The sequence below is a fragment of the Alsobacter sp. P4_H11 genome, assembly GCF_056400925.1.
The window spans coordinates 149,920-165,059 of sequence record NZ_JBFUKI010000011.1 but is presented as its reverse complement, the minus strand read 5'-3'; the positions used below and the strand labels follow the sequence as shown (position 1 = coordinate 165,059).

General features: G+C 67.5%; 17 protein-coding genes. 11 read left to right on the top strand and 6 right to left on the bottom strand.

The window, feature by feature from the left end:
- The 8 genes from AC1DSZ_RS19450 to AC1DSZ_RS19415 form a co-directional block, all read left to right on the top strand.
- Positions 1-393, top strand: a 393-nt coding sequence (locus AC1DSZ_RS19450; protein WP_476839997.1) for a hypothetical protein, incomplete at its 5' end; no start/stop codon positions are given.
- Entirely contained in the window at positions 390-920 is a 531-nt protein-coding gene (locus tag AC1DSZ_RS19445; RefSeq protein WP_476839996.1) for a TadE/TadG family type IV pilus assembly protein, read from the top strand. The genes AC1DSZ_RS19450 and AC1DSZ_RS19445, both read left to right, overlap by 4 nt.
- A 7-nt stretch (positions 921-927) precedes the next feature.
- Positions 928-1,473 (top strand): TadE/TadG family type IV pilus assembly protein, encoded by a 546-nt coding sequence (locus tag AC1DSZ_RS19440; RefSeq protein ID WP_476839995.1) that lies wholly within the window; start codon positions 928-930, stop codon positions 1,471-1,473.
- Entirely contained in the window at positions 1,470-2,189 is a 720-nt protein-coding gene (locus AC1DSZ_RS19435) for a TadE/TadG family type IV pilus assembly protein (protein ID WP_476839994.1), read from the top strand. The genes AC1DSZ_RS19440 and AC1DSZ_RS19435 overlap by 4 nt, the downstream gene beginning before the upstream one ends.
- An 87-nt stretch (positions 2,190-2,276) precedes the next feature.
- Positions 2,277-3,119, top strand: coding sequence for an RNA methyltransferase (locus AC1DSZ_RS19430; RefSeq protein ID WP_476839993.1), 843 nt, complete (start codon positions 2,277-2,279; stop codon positions 3,117-3,119).
- A 227-nt stretch (positions 3,120-3,346) separates the two neighbouring features.
- Positions 3,347-4,219 carry a glutamate racemase gene (gene murI, locus AC1DSZ_RS19425; protein WP_476839992.1) on the top strand — a complete coding sequence of 291 codons (873 nt, stop codon included), beginning with the start codon at positions 3,347-3,349 and terminating at the stop codon, positions 4,217-4,219.
- Positions 4,220-4,419: 200 nt separating this feature from the next.
- Positions 4,420-5,037 carry a 30S ribosomal protein S4 gene (rpsD, locus tag AC1DSZ_RS19420; RefSeq protein ID WP_188518897.1) on the top strand — a complete coding sequence of 206 codons (618 nt, stop codon included), beginning with the start codon at positions 4,420-4,422 and terminating at the stop codon, positions 5,035-5,037.
- A 141-nt stretch (positions 5,038-5,178) separates the two neighbouring features.
- A complete protein-coding gene (locus tag AC1DSZ_RS19415) occupies positions 5,179-5,613 on the top strand; it encodes a hypothetical protein (RefSeq protein ID WP_476839991.1) in 435 nt (144 codons plus the stop codon).
- Positions 5,614-5,646: 33 nt separating this feature from the next.
- On the opposite strand, the gene AC1DSZ_RS19410 is transcribed toward AC1DSZ_RS19415, so the two are convergent.
- Positions 5,647-6,129: a hypothetical protein gene (locus tag AC1DSZ_RS19410; protein WP_476839990.1), complete on the bottom strand. Its 483-nt coding sequence runs from the start codon at positions 6,127-6,129 to the stop codon at positions 5,647-5,649.
- Between the two features lie 256 nt (positions 6,130-6,385).
- Between AC1DSZ_RS19410 and AC1DSZ_RS19405 the strand changes: the two genes are divergently transcribed.
- The 3 genes from AC1DSZ_RS19405 to AC1DSZ_RS19395 all read left to right on the top strand — a co-directional run bounded on the left by AC1DSZ_RS19405 (position 6,386) and on the right by AC1DSZ_RS19395 (position 10,427).
- Positions 6,386-7,063 carry a response regulator transcription factor gene (locus AC1DSZ_RS19405; RefSeq protein WP_476839989.1) on the top strand — a complete coding sequence of 226 codons (678 nt, stop codon included), beginning with the start codon at positions 6,386-6,388 and terminating at the stop codon, positions 7,061-7,063.
- On the top strand, positions 7,050-8,408 hold the full coding sequence (locus AC1DSZ_RS19400) for a sensor histidine kinase (RefSeq protein WP_476839988.1): 1,359 nt from the start codon (positions 7,050-7,052) through the stop codon (positions 8,406-8,408). The genes AC1DSZ_RS19405 and AC1DSZ_RS19400 overlap by 14 nt, the downstream gene beginning before the upstream one ends.
- A gap of 339 nt (positions 8,409-8,747) precedes the next feature.
- Positions 8,748-10,427 carry an MFS transporter gene (locus AC1DSZ_RS19395; protein WP_476840004.1) on the top strand — a complete coding sequence of 560 codons (1,680 nt, stop codon included), beginning with the start codon at positions 8,748-8,750 and terminating at the stop codon, positions 10,425-10,427.
- Positions 10,428-10,521: 94 nt separating this feature from the next.
- Here the strand turns inward: AC1DSZ_RS19395 and phoU are convergent, their stop codons facing one another.
- The 5 genes from phoU to pstS all read right to left on the bottom strand — a co-directional run bounded on the left by phoU (position 10,522) and on the right by pstS (position 14,998).
- The gene (gene phoU / locus AC1DSZ_RS19390) at positions 10,522-11,232 is read right to left on the bottom strand and encodes a phosphate signaling complex protein PhoU (RefSeq protein WP_476839987.1); all 711 of its coding nucleotides are present in this window, start codon (positions 11,230-11,232) and stop codon (positions 10,522-10,524) included.
- A 20-nt stretch (positions 11,233-11,252) separates the two neighbouring features.
- The gene (gene pstB / locus AC1DSZ_RS19385) at positions 11,253-12,026 is read right to left on the bottom strand and encodes a phosphate ABC transporter ATP-binding protein PstB (RefSeq protein WP_476839986.1); all 774 of its coding nucleotides are present in this window, start codon (positions 12,024-12,026) and stop codon (positions 11,253-11,255) included.
- On the bottom strand, positions 12,026-12,871 hold the full coding sequence (gene pstA, locus AC1DSZ_RS19380; protein WP_476839985.1) for a phosphate ABC transporter permease PstA: 846 nt from the start codon (positions 12,869-12,871) through the stop codon (positions 12,026-12,028). Before pstA ends, pstB begins: the two co-directional genes overlap by 1 nt.
- Positions 12,872-12,874: 3 nt before the next feature.
- Positions 12,875-13,807 carry a phosphate ABC transporter permease subunit PstC gene (gene pstC / locus AC1DSZ_RS19375; protein WP_476839984.1) on the bottom strand — a complete coding sequence of 311 codons (933 nt, stop codon included), beginning with the start codon at positions 13,805-13,807 and terminating at the stop codon, positions 12,875-12,877.
- A 129-nt stretch (positions 13,808-13,936) separates the two neighbouring features.
- On the bottom strand, positions 13,937-14,998 hold the full coding sequence (gene pstS / locus AC1DSZ_RS19370; RefSeq protein WP_476839983.1) for a phosphate ABC transporter substrate-binding protein PstS: 1,062 nt from the start codon (positions 14,996-14,998) through the stop codon (positions 13,937-13,939).
- Positions 14,999-15,140: the final 142 nt, after the last annotated feature.

Genomic DNA, 15,140 nt, shown 5'->3' with positions numbered 1-15,140 from the left:
GAATGGCTCTTGCCCAAGGGCCAGGGCTTCCTGGTGGACGACCGCGACGGCCGAGCGGCGGACGACATGTCCGGCCGGCGCCTGTTCGGCAACGACCGGGAGCATCACGACGGCTTCGCCAAGCTGGCCAAGCTCGACCGCAATGGCGACGGCGTGCTGGACGGCGACGAGCTCGACGGGCTCGCGCTGTGGGTGGACAACGGCGACGGCAAGGTTCAGCCGGGCGAGTTGAAAAGCGTGCGGGAGTGGCGTGTGAGCGCCATCGACGTGCGGGCCCACTGGACCACCAATGGCGAGCACCGGCTCATCTCCAAGGCCGTCGTCGACGGCAAGGAGATCCTGGCGGAGGACGTCTGGTTCTTCGCCGACATGCGGCCCGTCGCTCAGAAATGAGCGCCGGGCTCCCCCGCCAGCAAGTTCGCCGCCCTGCGCCTTTCCGGCGCCGGGCGGCGGCCCTTGGGCGCCGCTTCTTCGGCGATGCCGCGGGAGCGATCGCTGTCGAATTCGCGCTGCTGGCGCCGTTGATGTTCGGGCTGATCTTTCTGATTTTCGAGATCAGCTGGCGCTACTACGTGCAAAGCACGGCCGAGACGGCCGTGGCGGCCGTGGCGGTTCGCCTGGCCGACCCGCTGACGCGCAGCAGCGACATCGACGCTATCAAGCAGGAGCTTTGCGCGAAAGCGCGCGCGCTTCCGTGCGGCAGGAATGACGGCGGCTTTCGCGTGCAGGTCGTGCAACTGACGGCCGTCGCGCCGGCGGTGAGTTCGCCGGTGCAGGACCGGGTCGCTATCGCGCCCGGCCGTGCCAACGTCATCCGGGTCATCCACGAGCACGCCGCCATCGCGCCCACGGGCGCGATGAAGATGTTCGGGATGAGCACGCCGCCCGTGTTCGTCACGGCGGCGTTCTGGGCGCTGTGAGGCAGCCATGAACCTGAAGCGCTTCTCCAGAAATGAGCAGGGCTCCGCGGCCGTGGAGGCCGCGCTCATCCTGCCGGTGATCATCCTGCTGTGCTTCGGCGCCGTGATCCTGGGCGACGCCCTGCTGCAATATCGCCGCGCCGTGAACGCCGCGGCGCGCCTGCTGGACGTCGCGGTGGAGATGGGGGTGTCGGAAGCCGCCTCGCTCGGCGTGCCGGCGGCGACGCTCAACCTGGTGACGCACGGCATGAAGCTCGCCATGGGCGAGGGGCCGACTGGCGCGACGCTGATCCTGTCGCGCGTCACCCGCGCGGACGGGGTTCCGCGCATGACCTGGACCACCGCGCCGTCCGACCCCGCGACGGCGCACGACGCCCCGGTGATCGGCCGATCGCTGCTGGACGGCGAAACCGTGCTGGTGGCCGACGTGGTGGTGAACCGACGCCTGCCGATCGATCTGTTCGGGGGGCGGATCGCGTTCCGCACCCGTTTTCTCCTGTCGCCCAACGCTCGCAACATCAACGCCCGCTCGGGGCCAAGGTGGACATCATGATCGCTATGATCGCTATTGCATCGTTCCGTCCGGCTTTCCGGACCTTGTTTCGCCGCTTCGGCCGCAATGAGAGCGGCGCCTACGCGCCACTCTTCGCCGTGCTGGCCGTTCCGCTGATCGGCGGCGTCGGGCTGGGGGTCGACACGCTGCGCTTCCAGAACGCTCAGGCGGCCCTGATCCAGGGCGTCGAGCTCACCTGCAAGCGCGCGGCCAGCGGCGACCAGCTGCTCTACCCGCGCATGAGCGACCGGGTGAACCAGGCCCAGACCTTCGTCAACGAAGCCCTCGCCAACAAGGCGCTCGATCCGCGCGGGACACAGATCACCGTTTCGACGGATGGCGAATCGATCAAGGTCGAGGGGCGCACCGTGGTGAAAATGACGCTGATGTCGCTGATCGGACCCGGCACGCGCGCAGCCGGTTCGTCCAGCAGCTGCAAGCCGATCACCGGGGCGTTGACGGAGAACTGCAAGGACGCGGCCACGATGGTGGGCGACCTGGAGGTTTTCGAGATCGACGCGTTCCATATGCGCGGCAAGGCGACCGACTTCGTGGTGAGCCGCTTCGACGCCAGGAACGAATTGAAGGAACGCGTGCTGATCGGCAAAAAGAAGCCGATGACGCGGGTGCGCTTCAAGAATCCCGGCAAGGGCGACTACGCGCTGATCCAGGAACTGGACGCCGACGGGGCCATCCCGGCGGCCTGCAACACCTGACGCGGCGGCGGGGGGCACAAACGGGCTCCCCATCCGGCCCCGTGATCCTGTAAGGCTGCGCGCTGACGCCGCCCTGCGAGATCGATCATGCCCGGAGCCGGAACCGACCACACGCGCGCCGCCCTCTCGGGAGGGCCCGCCATCATCCTGGTGGAGCCGCAGCTCGGCGAGAATGTCGGCATGGCGGCGCGCGCCATGGCGAATTTCGGGCTGACCGAGATGCGGCTGGTGCGGCCGCGGGAGCGCTGGCTCAACCAGAAGACCCGTGCGGCGGCAGCCGGCGCGGAGGCGCTGCTGGACGGCGCGCAGATCTTCGACACGCTGCGCGACGCGGTGGCGGACCTCCACTTCACCTACGCGACCACGGCGCGCGAGCGCGGGCAGGGCAAGGACGTGGTGGGGCCGGCCCAGGCCGGGCCGATCCTGCGCGGGCGCGTGGCCGACGGGCAGAAGGTGGGCATCATCTTCGGGCGCGAGCGGACCGGGCTCGAGAACGACGACATCGCGCTGGCGGACGCGATCCTGACCTATCCGGTGAACCCGGCCTATGCGTCGCTCAACCTCTCGCAGGCCGTGCTGCTGGCCGGCTATGCGTGGATGGCGGGCGCCGAGGCGCCGCTGCCGTTCGAGCGCAAGGAAAAGTGGGGCCCTGCCAGCCGCGACATGGTGCTGAGCTTCTTCGACTACCTGGAAGACCAGCTGGAGGCGCGAGGCTTCTTCCGCCCGCCGCACAAGCGGCCGGTGATGAGCCGCAACCTGCGTAACATCTTCCACCGGGTGGGTCTTTCCGAGCAGGACGTGCGGACGCTGCGCGGCATGGTGGTGCGCCTGGTGGAAGGCCCGCGCGAGCCGCAGACCAAGAAGCGGCGAGGCCCGAAGCAGACGCCCAAGGGCACCAAGCCCGGGACGCCGGAGGCGCGGGGAGAGTAGGGGGCTTTTCGGGATGAGCTCCCATCATCCGACCTCGCTTTGCGCGGCCACCTTCTCCCCGTGCCGGGGAGAAGGGTCGCGGCGGCGCCGTTCTTCCCTTCGCCCCGGCACGGGGAGAAGGTGGCGCGAAGCGCCGGATGAGGGGTCTGCAACGCCCGCTCGCGCTCTTCGTTACCGCGCGTTAACCCGCTGGGGTTGTACTGGCGCCACCATTCAGCGTGAGCGCCATGCGGGTCGATCTTTGGGCGGGAATTCAGTATGACGGCGCGGCCATGTCCCCGCCGCGCGCGCCCGTCATTCTCGTGTTCGATTCCGGCCTGGGTGGCCTGACGGTTTATCGCGAGATCCTGAAGGCCCGGCCGGACGCCCGCTTCGTTTATGCGGCGGACGACGCCGCATTTCCGTATGGGCGGCTGGACGAGCGCGCGCTGGTGAGCCGCGTGGTCTCGGTGATGGACCGGCTGGTGGCGCTGCATGCGCCCGACATCGTCGTGATCGCGTGCAACACGGCCTCCACGCTGGTGCTGCCGGCGCTGCGGGCGCGGTTTCCGATTCCGTTCGTCGGCACAGTGCCGGCCATCAAGCCGGCGGTGGAACGCTCGCGCACGCGGCATGTCGCCGTGCTGGCGACGCCCGGCACCGTGAAGCGCGACTACACGCAGGCGCTGATCGCCGAATTCGCCGGCGATTGCCGGGTGACGCTGGTGGGCTCGACGCGCCTCGCCGGCATGGCGGAAGCCTTTCTGCGCGGCGAGGCCGTGGACGACGCCGCGCTGGCGGCCGAGATCGCGCCGTGCTTCCCAGCCGGCGAGCCGCGCACCGACGTGGTGGTGCTGGGCTGCACGCACTACCCCCTGCTGCTGCCGCATTTCGAGGCCTTGGCGCCCTGGCCGGTGGCCTGGATCGACCCCGCGCCCGCCATCGCGCGGCGGGTGGTGCAACTGATGGGCGCGCCCCTGCTGGCGCACGAGGGCGACGAGGACGCAACCATGCTGTTCACCGGCGGGGCGGGGCTCACGCCGGCGCTGTCGCGGGCTCTGGACGCATTCGGGCTCGGCCGCGTGGACGTCGAGGCCATGCCGCTGGGCGTATCCGCCTAGCGCAGGCGCCGCTCCGGTTTGACACCGGGCCGCCCATTCTGTATCAGCACCCCCGTAGCGCGGGCCGGGTTTTCGGCCCGCGTTGCATTTGACGCACCCGTGGCCCTGCGCGAACGCTCGCAAGGGGCCTGTCGGTTCGGCCGCAAGCCGGACAGAGGAGGGCGCGTTCCTCAAGCAACACCAACAAAAGAGGAACCGCGATGACAAAGCGCGTTCAGGCCAAATACAAGATCGATCGTCGTCTCGGCCAGAACATCTGGGGCCGTCCGAAGAGCCCCGTGAATCGCCGCGAATACGGCCCCGGCCAGCATGGCCAGCGCCGCAAGGGCAAGATGTCCGACTTCGGCACGCAGCTGCGCGCCAAGCAGAAGCTCAAGGGCTACTACGGCAACATCTCCGAGAAGCAGTTCCGCAAGTACTACGAGGAGGCGATCCGCCTGAAGGGCGACTCCGGCGAGAACCTGATCGGCCTGCTCGAGCGTCGCCTCGACGCGGTGGTGTACCGCTCCAAGTTCGTCGCGACCCCGTTCGCGGCCCGCCAGTTCGTGAACCACGGCCATGTCCGGGTGAACGGCCGTCGCGTCAACATCGCGTCCTACCAGGTCAAGGTCGGCGACGTGGTCGAGGTGAAGGACGCCTCCAAGCAGCTCGCCATCGTGCTCGAAGCCTCGCAGCTGCCCGAGCGTGACGTGCCTGACTACATCGAGGTCGATCACTCCAAGATGACCGCCAAGATGTCGCGCGTGCCCGGCCTCGCCGAGGTGCCGTACGCGGTGCAGATGGAGCCGAACCTGGTCGTCGAGTTCTACTCGCGCTGATCGGTTTCCAGACCGCCAGACTTACGAAGGGTCGCCGAAAGGCGGCCCTTTTTGCTTGAAAGGGACAATTTTACGCGCCGGATCCACGCTGTTTCAAAGCTGCTCCATTACACCACCGGTTCGTTGCACTGGAGCTGCCCCATGTTCGTCGCGCGCCTTCGCGGTTTCCTGGTTCCCGCCGTGGCGTGCGCCATCGGGGTGCTCGTGTGCTCGTCCGCCCAGGCCGAGGACGACTGCCCGGACCTGACATCCGACTTGCGCGGCATGACGCTGAAGTACCAGCGCATCATGGTGGACCTGCAGGACGCCCGGCGGGGCCTCGCCTATCTGCCGCGCGGCGAAGAGGCGGTGCTGCGCGCGGTGGGCCGGTTCTCGAGCCTCTCGATGGCGGCGCGCGCCGAACGGGAGCGGATCCTGGCGCTCTACCGCGTGGCGGTCGCCAAGGAATGCCGCCAGTTCGAGAAGTCCAGCCTGGAGCAGACCGCGGATCTGTTCGCGCGCTCCACGAGCGGCGAGGACGAGACGCTGACCGGAACGCGGCGCGTGCTCTCGGGTCTCGCGGCGGTGGTGAAGTAACAGAGCCGGGCGCACTCCCGACGCGGCGCGGTCTCAGAAGCGCTGGATCTCGGGCGCCGCGGATCCCTGGAATTCGAGGCTGTATCGCGCGCCGGCGGCGTCCACCGCCTGGCAGGCAAGCCTGCCGGCGGAGCCCGGCTCCAGCTTGCAGGAGCCCTTCGCGTCGACATGCGGCGCGTTGGGGTCGGACCCCACATAGACGCGCGAGATCGGCAGGTCGGCGAGCGGGGCCGCATCGCTGTGCGCGCCTTCGCCCACGAAGGTGAGCGCGGACTTGCCATCCGCCATGCCGATCATCACGAGCGTGCGCTGGTTCTTTAGCCGGGTGACGAGAACGCCGCCCCGTTGCGCGCAGGCGGCGGGCTTGCCGGCCACGATCATCGCCGTGCACCGACCCTGAAGAGCCGCGATCATGTCGAGCTTGACCTCGTCGGAGCCGCGGGCGGGCTGCCAGGCCGCGAGACTTGCCGAGCCCATGGCCAACACGGCGACCGCCGTTGAGGCGAGGGTCTTCATGATCGTGATCCTTCCGGAATCGTTTGCGTGCGCCCCCGATATGTGGACCGATTCTCTCCCGCGCTGCATCGTCAAGGCAAAGCTCTCCGAGTTGTCCCCGTCCAAGGGTGCGCAGCAGTGTCTGCGCAACCACAGATGGGTCTCGACAACCAGCGCCCGAAGGCGGGGCGGCGTCCGTGCGACCGCGCACAACGCCCGTCGCCCCGCGCTCCGGATGTGATAGGACAACGCAGAACTTGCCTTGGAGTGGCGCCCCATGAAGCTGCTTGTGATCGAAGACGATATCGAAATGGCCGAAGACGTCGCCAGCCGGCTGCGTGATCTCGGGCACAAGGTCGAAGTCGTGGGGGATGGTCGACAAGGTCTCGCGGCCGCCTTCGCGGACGCCTATGACGTCCTGGTGGTGGACCGCATGCTGCCGACGATGGACGGGCTCTCGCTGGTCCGCACGCTGCGAAAGGACGACGTGCGCACGCCGGTGCTGTTTCTCACCACGATGGCGGGCATCGACGACCGCGTCGAGGGTCTTGAGGCCGGCGGCGATGATTACCTGGTGAAGCCGTTCGCGCCGGCGGAGCTCGTCGCGCGGGTCAACGCCCTGGGGCGGCGGGCCAAGCTCGCGGGCGTGGATACCGTTCTGCGCGTCACCGACCTGGAGATCGACCTGGTGAAGCGCACCGTGGTGCGGGCCGGGCAGCGTATCGAGTTGCAGCCGCGCGAATTCCAGCTGCTGGAGTTCCTGATGCGGCACGCCGGGCAGGTGGTGACGCGCACCATGCTGCTGGAAAACGTGTGGGACTTCCACTTCGACCCGCAGACCAACATCGTCGAAACCCATATCAGCCGCCTGCGCAGCAAGGTGGACCGGGACTTTCCCGGCATGCTGATCCAGACCATTCGTGGGGCCGGGTACCTGCTCCGTGACCCTGCCTAGGTTCGTCCGCACGGCGGCGTTCCGGCTCGCGATCCTGTATGCGGCGATCTTCAGCTTCTCGACCTTCGCGCTGTTCGCCTTCACGTATTGGCGGGTGCAGGCCTATGGGGCCGACCAGATGCGGGCCTCGCTCGGCGTCGAGGTCGCGGCCCTGCTGGAAGAGCATCGGCGCGCCGGCCTGGACAGGCTGCGCGAGGAGGTGGAGGGGCGCGCCAACGCGGCCGAATCGCGGTCGAGCTTCTACCTCCTGCAAAACCCGGCGGGCGAACGACTGGCCGGCAACATTCCGTCCGCGGAGGCGCTGGAAGGCCTGTATGAGCGCCGCACCGAAACGATCCACGGCGGGCGCCAGTCCGGCGGCCCGGCCGTGGCGTTGTTTCGCGGCGCGGTGCTGCCGTCCGGCGACTACCTGGCGGTGGGCCGGGTGCTGGACGACCTCGGCGACCTGAACACGCTGGTGCTGCGCGCCTTCGTGGGCTCGCTGGCCGTGACGGCGCTTCTCGCCCTCGCGGGAGGAGTGCTGCTCGGGGCCGGTTTCGTCCGGCGCCTGGAGGCGATCAACCGGACGGCTCACCGCATCGTCGGCGGACACCTGTCCGAGCGCATCCCGCTTCAGGGCGCCGACGACGAGCTCGACCAGCTCTCCGGCAACCTCAACACCATGCTGGACCGGATCCAGGACCTCATGGAAAGCATGCGGCAGGTCTCCAACGACGTGGCGCATGATCTGAGGACGCCGCTCGCGCATCTGCGCCGGCGGCTCGAGCGCATGTTGCAGAAGACGCAGGATCCTGCGCTGCAGGACGACGCCGAGGCGGCTTTGGAGGAGATCGACAGCATCCTGGGCACCTTCCAGGCGCTGCTGCGGATCGCCCAGATCGAGACCGGCTCACGACGCGCGGGCTTTCGGGCCTATGATTTGTCGGGCGTGTTCGAGACCATCTGCGACGCTTATGGGGCGGTGGCGGAAGACCGGCAGCAGCGTTTCGTCGCCAAGGTGGAGACCGGCGTGCCGCATGTCGGCGATCGCGAGTTGATGACGCAGATGCTCGCCAACCTGGTCGAGAATGCGCTGCGACACTCTCCGGCAGGCGCAACCGTGTCGGTGGAGCTGCGCCGGGGCGCAGGCGGACGCCCGGTCGGCCTGGTGAGCGACGATGGGCCTGGCGTGCCCGAGGCCGAACGCGAGAAGGTGTTCCGGCGCTTCTACCGGCTCGAGCGCAATCGGACCACCTCGGGCAACGGGCTCGGCCTCAGCCTCGTGGCGGCGGTCGCCGAGCTGCACGACATCAAGCTCAGGCTCGAAGACAACCATCCCGGGTTGCGGGTCCGCATGCTCTTTTAGGGTGCGCCTAAGTTACGCCTGATCACACTAGTTGAACGCGTGTGGTCTGTATTTTACCCACACTTCATTGTACGAGCATTTTGTGTGAAACTGTACTACACGCAGCGCTTGTTATGCCTTTGTCTAAAGCAACGCCGCTCATCCCTGCCTTGAAGATCTCCAGCGTCAGCTCCACCTCCGGGCGAGGCTCTTCGATGGAAGAGCTGTGATCATGGCCGGGGGAGGCGGGCCGTCGCATGGGGATGCGGCGCAACGCACTGCTCTCTCGCCGGCGCGTGGGAGGGAATGACGATGACCATGCAGGCGACTGCCGCTGTGGCGGTGGACCGCAAGAGGCCAATGACGCGCGAAGAGAAGCGCGTGATCCTGGCCTCGTCGGCGGGCACGATTTTCGAGTGGTATGATTTCTATCTCTATGGATCGCTGGCCGCGATCATCGGGGCGCAGTTCTTCTCCGCCTTCCCGGAGGCGACCCGCAACGTCTTCGCGTTGCTGGCCTTCGCGGCGGGCTTCCTGGTGCGCCCGTTCGGCGCGCTGGTGTTCGGGCGACTGGGAGACCTCGTCGGCCGCAAATACACCTTCCTGATGACCATCCTGATCATGGGCGTCTCGACCTTCGTGGTCGGCCTGCTGCCCGGCTATGAGACGATTGGCTGGCTCGCGCCCGTGATCCTGATCGCTCTACGCATGCTGCAGGGCCTGGCGCTCGGCGGCGAGTATGGCGGCGCGGTGGTGTATGTGGCCGAGCATGCGCCGCATGGCCGGCGCGGCTTCTTCACGTCGTGGATCCAGACCACGGCGACGCTCGGCCTGCTGCTTTCGCTGATGGTGATCCTGGCGGTGCGCAGCTGGACCGGCGAGCAGGCCTTCGCGGCCTGGGGCTGGCGCATTCCGTTCCTGCTTTCGATCTTCCTGCTCGGCATCTCGGTCTGGATCCGGCTCCAGATGGAGGAAAGCCCGGCGTTCAAGAAGATGAAGGAGGAGGGCGCGCTCTCCAAGGCTCCGCTGTCGGAAGCGTTCGGCCAGTGGAAGAACGCGCGCTTCGCGCTGATCGCACTGTTCGGGCTCGTCGCCGGCCAGGCGGTGGTCTGGTACACGGGCCAGTTCTACGCGCTGTTCTTCCTGCAGAACATTCTGCGGGTGGACATGTTCACCGCCAACGTGCTGATCGCGTGGTCGCTGATCCTGGGTACGGCCGGCTTCGTGATCTTCGGCTCCCTGTCGGACCGGATCGGCCGCAAGCCGATCATCCTGACGGGCTGCCTGCTCGCGGCGCTGACCTACTTCCCGATCTTCGGCTTCATCACCCAGACCGCGAACCCGATGCTCGACAAGGCCCAGAAGGCGACCAAGGTCGTCGTGCTGGCCGACATGGAGCAGTGCTCGTTCCAGTTCAATCCGACGGGCACCTCCAAGTTCACCAGCTCATGCGACATCGCCAAGGCGCTGCTCGCCCGCAGCTCGGTGAGCTACTCGGTGCAGGAGGCGCCGGCCGGGTCGATGACCAAGATCCGCATTGGCGACAAGGAGGTGGCGTCCTATGACGCGGCCGCGCTGACCGGCGAGCAGGCGAAGACGGTTCCGGCCGCCTTCACCAAGTCGGTGAACGAGGCGCTGGGGGCGGCGGGCTACCCGGTCCCGGGCGTCGCCAACGCCGAGATCGTGAAGATGTCGGGCTTCTTCGACCTCTTCCGCGGGCAGGTGATCCTGCTCGTGCTGGCGCTGACTTACCTCGTGGTGCTGGTCACCATGGTGTACGGCCCGATCGCGGCGGCGCTCGTGGAGCTGTTCCCGACCCGTATCCGCTACACCGGCATGTCGCTGCCCTACCATATCGGCAACGGCTGGTTCGGCGGGCTGATGCCGGCGACGGCCTTCGCGATGATCGCCCAGTCCGGCGACATCTATTTCGGCCTTTGGTACCCGATCGTGATCGCGCTCGGCACCTTCGTGATCGGCATGCTGTTCGTGCCCGAGAACAAGGACCGGGACATCTTCGTGGATGAAAAGGCTGGCTGACCGCGGCCGCTGACGCAACGAGAAGGGCCGGCGCGCGAGCAGCCGGCCCTTTTCCTTGGTCTGGACGTTCCGGCCTGGCTGGCCGGCTCGGGGCTTACTGGCCGGCCTGGACCGAGAGCTCGTTCTCGTCGCCGCGGGGGCGGTCCACCGCGAGGCTCTCGCCGGTGACGAGGTAGTACACCGTCTCGGCGATGTTGGTGGCGTGGTCGCCGATGCGCTCCACGTTCTTGGCGCCGAACAGGAGATGCGTGCAGAAGCTGATGTTGCGCGGATCTTCCATCATGTAGGTGAGCAACTCGCGAAAGAGCGAGGTGTAGAGATTGTCGATCTCGCCGTCGCGCTGCCATACGGCGAGCGCCGCCTGGGCGTCGCGCTGCGTGTAGGCGTCGATCACGCTCTTGAACTGGTTCAGCGCCATCAGGCTCATGTTGCCGATGCCGGCGAGCAGCTTCTGGGGCGGGAACTGGCCTTCCATCGCGAGAATGCGCTTGGCGATGTTCTTGACGAGGTCGCCGACGCGCTCGAGGTCGTTGGCGATGCGGATGGTGGCGATGACGTCGCGCAGGTCCACCGCCATGGGTTGGCGGCGCGCGATGGTGAGGATCGCCTTCTCCTCTACCTCGCGCTGCAGCCGGTCGAGCGTGGGGTCGGCCGCGATGATCTTCTGGGCCAGGCGGATGTCCTGCTTGGCCAGCGCGTCGATGGCGTCCGATTGCATCTTCTCGGCGAGGCCGCCCATCTCGGCGATGGTGCGCTGCAGCTCCTTCAGCTCCTGGTCGAAGGCGGCGACGGTGTGGTTGGCCATGGTGATGTCCTCGTCGTCGATCAGCCGAAGCGGCCGGTGATGTAGTCCTGCGTGGCCTTCTGCTTCGGCGCGGTGAAGATCTTGTCCGTCTCGTCGAACTCGATCAGCTCGCCCAGATACATGAAGGCCGTGTAGTCGGACACGCGCGCCGCCTGCTGCATGTTGTGGGTGACGATCGCGATGGTGTAGTGCGCCTTCAGGTCGTCGATCAACTCCTCCACCTTGGCGGTGGAGATCGGGTCCAGCGCCGAGCAGGGCTCGTCGAAGAGAATGACTTCCGGCTTCACCGCGACCGAGCGGGCGATGCACAGGCGCTGCTGCTGGCCGCCCGAGAGGCTGAGGCCCGAGGCGTCGAGCTTGCCCTTGACCTCCTCCCAGAGCGCGGCGCCGCGCAGCGCCTGCTCGACGCGTCCGTCCATTTCGCTCTTGGGCAGGTTCTCGTAGAGGCGGATGCCGAACGCGATGTTCTCGTAGATCGACATTGGGAAGGGGGTCGGCTTCTGGAACACCATGCCGATGCGGGCGCGCAGGAGGTTGAGGTCCTGCCTGGGGTCGAGGATGTTCTCGCCGTCCATCAGCACCTCGCCCTCGGCGCGCTGCTTGGGGTAGAGGTCGTACATGCGGTTGAGAACGCGCAGCAGCGTGGACTTGCCGCAGCCGGACGGGCCGATGAAGGCCGTGACCTTGCGGTCATAGAGCGGCAGGTTGATGCCCTTGAGGGCCAGGTTCGCGCCGTAGAAGAACTTCAGGTCCTTGACGCTGATCTTTTCGGGCAGGGCGTTCGCGGCTTGCATCAGGAGGTCCTCGACGAGGAAAGGCTGCGGGCCGTGATGCTGAGCACGAGCACCGTCATGGTGATGATGATCGCGCCCGCCCAGGCGAGGCTCTGGGAGTCCTTGTAGGGGCTGGAGGCGAACTGGAAGATCACGTAGGGCAAGTTGGACATGGGCCGGCTCATGTCCCACGAGAAGAACTGGTTGTTGAGCGCCGTGAACAGCAGCGGCGCGGTTTCGCCGCTGATGCGCGCCACCGCGAGCAGGATGCCGGTGACGATGCCCGATCGGGCGGCCGAGTAGATCACCTTTCGGATCACCAGCGAGCGCGGCATGCCGAGCGCGTAGGACGCCTCGCGCAGGGCGGTGGGCACGAGGCGCAGCATGTCCTCGGTGGTGCGCAACACGACCGGGATCACGATCACGCCCAGCGCCAAACCGCCCGCGATGCCGGAGAAGCGCCCGACAGGCTCCACCGCGACCGTGTAGATGAAGAGGCCGATCACGATCGAGGGCGCGCTGAGCAGGATGTCGTTGATGAAGCGCACCACGCCGGCGAGGCGCGAGCCGGCGCTGTATTCGGCCAGCCAGGTGCCGGCCATGATGCCGAGCGGCGCGCCGACGAGTACGCCCAGCACGGTCATCATCAGCGAGCCCATGATGGCGTTGAGCAGGCCGCCGGCGCTGCCGGGCGGGGGCGTCATCTCGGTGAAGACGCGCGGGCTGAGGCTGGTGAAGCCGTTCCAGAGCAGCGAGCCCAGGATGAGGCAGAGCATGCCGAGGCCCAGCACCGTGGCGGCGACCGAGAGCGCCATCCAGACAGAGTTGGTGTTGGCGCGGCGGCGATATTTGGAGACGTCCTTCATCGCTCAGGCTCCCGCGCGGCGTTCGAGGCGCATCAGCATCAGCCTTGCGCATGACAGCACCACGAAGGTGACCAGGAACAGCAGCAGGCCGAGCGTCATCAGCGACGAGGTGTAGAGACCGGGCTCGGCCTCGCCGAACTGGTTGGCGATGGTGGCCGAGATGGTGGTGCCGGGATCCAGCAGATTGGCCGAGATGCGGTTGGCGTTGCCGACCACAAAGGTGACCGCCATGGTTTCGCCGAGCGCGCGGCCCAGCGCCAGCATGACGCCTCCGATGATGCCCACCCGCGTGAACGGGATGATGACGTTCTTGATCACCTCCCAGCGCGTGCAGCCGAGGCCGTAGGCGGATTCCTTCAGCATCGGCGGGACGGTGTCGAACACGTCGCGGGTGATCGACGAGATGAAGGGCAGCACCATGATGGCCAGCACGAGGCCGGCGGTGAACAGCGACAGGCCCGAGCCCAAGATCGACTGCAGGAAGGGGTTGAGAACGAAGAAGCCCCACATGCCGTAGATGATCGACGGGATGCCGGCGAGCAGCTCGATCGCGACGCCGACGGGCCGGCGCAAGGCGGGCGGGCACAGCTCGGTGAGGAAGATAGCGACGCCGATCCCGACCGGCACGGCGATCAGCATGGCGATCGCCGAGGTGACGAGCGTGCCGTAGATGGACGGCGCGGCGCCGAACTTCTCCAGCGGCGGGTTCCAGGATTGCGAGGTCAGGAAGCCGAAGCCGTAGGCGCGCAACGTCGGCATTGAGCCGATGATGAGCGACAGGATCACGCCCGAGAGGATCAGCAGCACCGTCATGGCGCTGAGGCGCGCCAGGGCCCCGAACACGGCGTCCGACAGCTTGAAGCGGGCGAGAGCCTTCAGCCGGCTCTCGGCCGCCGGGGTCTCCGCGTGGGTGGCCTGCATGGCGAGATCAACCATCGGTGCGCCTCATGGGGGCGGAACTGGAGCGCCGCCGGACACTTGCCCGACGGCGTGAACTCTCGCCGTCATCCCCTTCCCGACCCGCTGCGCGGGTCGCCGGGGATGCCGGTAGAGAGGGAAGGGCGCTTACTTGCCCGCAGTGAACAGCGGCTTGCCGGCCGTGTCCTTGATGTTGTCCGTCCAGGTCTTCTCGACCATCGTGACGACCGCGTCGGGCATCGGGATGTAGTCGAGCTCCTCGGCGGCCTTGTCGCCCTTCTTGAAGGCCCAGTCGAAGAACTTCAGCGCGTCCGTGGCGGCGGCCGGGTCGGCCGGCTGCTTGTGGATGAGGATGAAGGTCGCGGCCGTCATGGGCCAGCTGTCGGCGCCCTTCTGGTTCGACAGGATGACGCCATAGCCGGGCGCGCTGGACCAGTCCGCGTTGGCGGCGGCGGCCATGAAGGACTTCAGCTCCGGCCCGACCGTCTTGCCGTCGGCATTGATCATCTTGGCGTGCGAGAGCTTGTTCTGCTTGGCGTAGGCGTATTCGACATAGCCGATCGCGCCCTTCGACTGCATCACGTTGTTGGCGACGCCGTCATTGCCCTTGGCGCCGACGCCGACCGGCCATTCCACCGCGGTGGATACGCCGACCTTGGTCTTCCAGTCGGGGCTGACCTTGGCGAGATAGTCGGTGAAGTTGAAGGTCGTGCCCGAGCCGTCGGCGCGGCGCACCACCAGGATCTTGCTGTCGGGCAGCGTCACGCCGGCGTTGAGCTTGGCGATGGCCGGGTCGTTCCAGGTCTTCACCGTGCCCATGAAGATGTTGGCGAGCGTGGGCCCGTCGAGCACGAGCTGGCCGGGGGCGACGCCTTCGAGGTTCACGACCGGCACGATGCCGCCCATCACCATCGGGAACTGCACGAGGCCGCTCTTCTCCAGGTCCTCGCCCTTGAGGGGGGCGTCGGTGGCGCCGAAGGTCACGGTCTTGGCCTGGATCTGCTTCACGCCGCCGCCGGAGCCGATCGACTGGTAGTTGAGGCCGACGCCGGTCTCCTTCTTGTAGGCGTCAGCCCACTTCGCATAGACCGGGTAGGGGAAAGTCGCGCCGGCGCCGGTGATGTCGGCCGCGTGCGCGGGAGCCGCGGCCGCCACGAAGGCGAGGCCGGCGGCCGCGAAAAGGGTCTTGGTCTTGGTCGCGAGGGTCATGAAGACTCTCCATGTCGGACGTGGGGAGGGGCCGCGCGTCCTGCGCCGCCGCGCCTCCATCGCGACCCCGGGGGCCGCGACGCCCTTTCGCTATGACATGGATATGACAGGTGGATGACAGGGGAGGGCCGCTCCGGACATC

Excerpts from the sequence above, each read along its gene's own strand:
- AC1DSZ_RS19430 (WP_476839993.1), top strand. The coding sequence starts at position 2,277 with ATGCCCGGAGCCGGAACCGACCACACGCGCGCCGCCCTCTCGGGAGGG.
- AC1DSZ_RS19410 (WP_476839990.1), bottom strand. The coding sequence starts at position 6,129 with ATGAAGACCCTCGCCTCAACGGCGGTCGCCGTGTTGGCCATGGGCTCG.
- rpsD (WP_188518897.1), top strand. The coding sequence starts at position 4,420 with ATGACAAAGCGCGTTCAGGCCAAATACAAGATCGATCGTCGTCTCGGC.
- murI (WP_476839992.1), top strand. The coding sequence starts at position 3,347 with ATGCGGGTCGATCTTTGGGCGGGAATTCAGTATGACGGCGCGGCCATG.
- pstC (WP_476839984.1), bottom strand. The coding sequence starts at position 13,807 with ATGGTTGATCTCGCCATGCAGGCCACCCACGCGGAGACCCCGGCGGCC.
- AC1DSZ_RS19395 (WP_476840004.1), top strand. The coding sequence starts at position 8,748 with ATGACGCGCGAAGAGAAGCGCGTGATCCTGGCCTCGTCGGCGGGCACG.
- AC1DSZ_RS19415 (WP_476839991.1), top strand. The coding sequence starts at position 5,179 with ATGTTCGTCGCGCGCCTTCGCGGTTTCCTGGTTCCCGCCGTGGCGTGC.
- phoU (WP_476839987.1), bottom strand. The coding sequence starts at position 11,232 with ATGGCCAACCACACCGTCGCCGCCTTCGACCAGGAGCTGAAGGAGCTG.
- AC1DSZ_RS19445 (WP_476839996.1), top strand. The coding sequence starts at position 390 with ATGAGCGCCGGGCTCCCCCGCCAGCAAGTTCGCCGCCCTGCGCCTTTC.
- pstB (WP_476839986.1), bottom strand. The coding sequence starts at position 12,026 with ATGCAAGCCGCGAACGCCCTGCCCGAAAAGATCAGCGTCAAGGACCTG.
- pstS (WP_476839983.1), bottom strand. The coding sequence starts at position 14,998 with ATGACCCTCGCGACCAAGACCAAGACCCTTTTCGCGGCCGCCGGCCTC.
- pstA (WP_476839985.1), bottom strand. The coding sequence starts at position 12,871 with ATGAAGGACGTCTCCAAATATCGCCGCCGCGCCAACACCAACTCTGTC.
- AC1DSZ_RS19440 (WP_476839995.1), top strand. The coding sequence starts at position 928 with ATGAACCTGAAGCGCTTCTCCAGAAATGAGCAGGGCTCCGCGGCCGTG.
- AC1DSZ_RS19405 (WP_476839989.1), top strand. The coding sequence starts at position 6,386 with ATGAAGCTGCTTGTGATCGAAGACGATATCGAAATGGCCGAAGACGTC.
- AC1DSZ_RS19435 (WP_476839994.1), top strand. The coding sequence starts at position 1,470 with ATGATCGCTATGATCGCTATTGCATCGTTCCGTCCGGCTTTCCGGACC.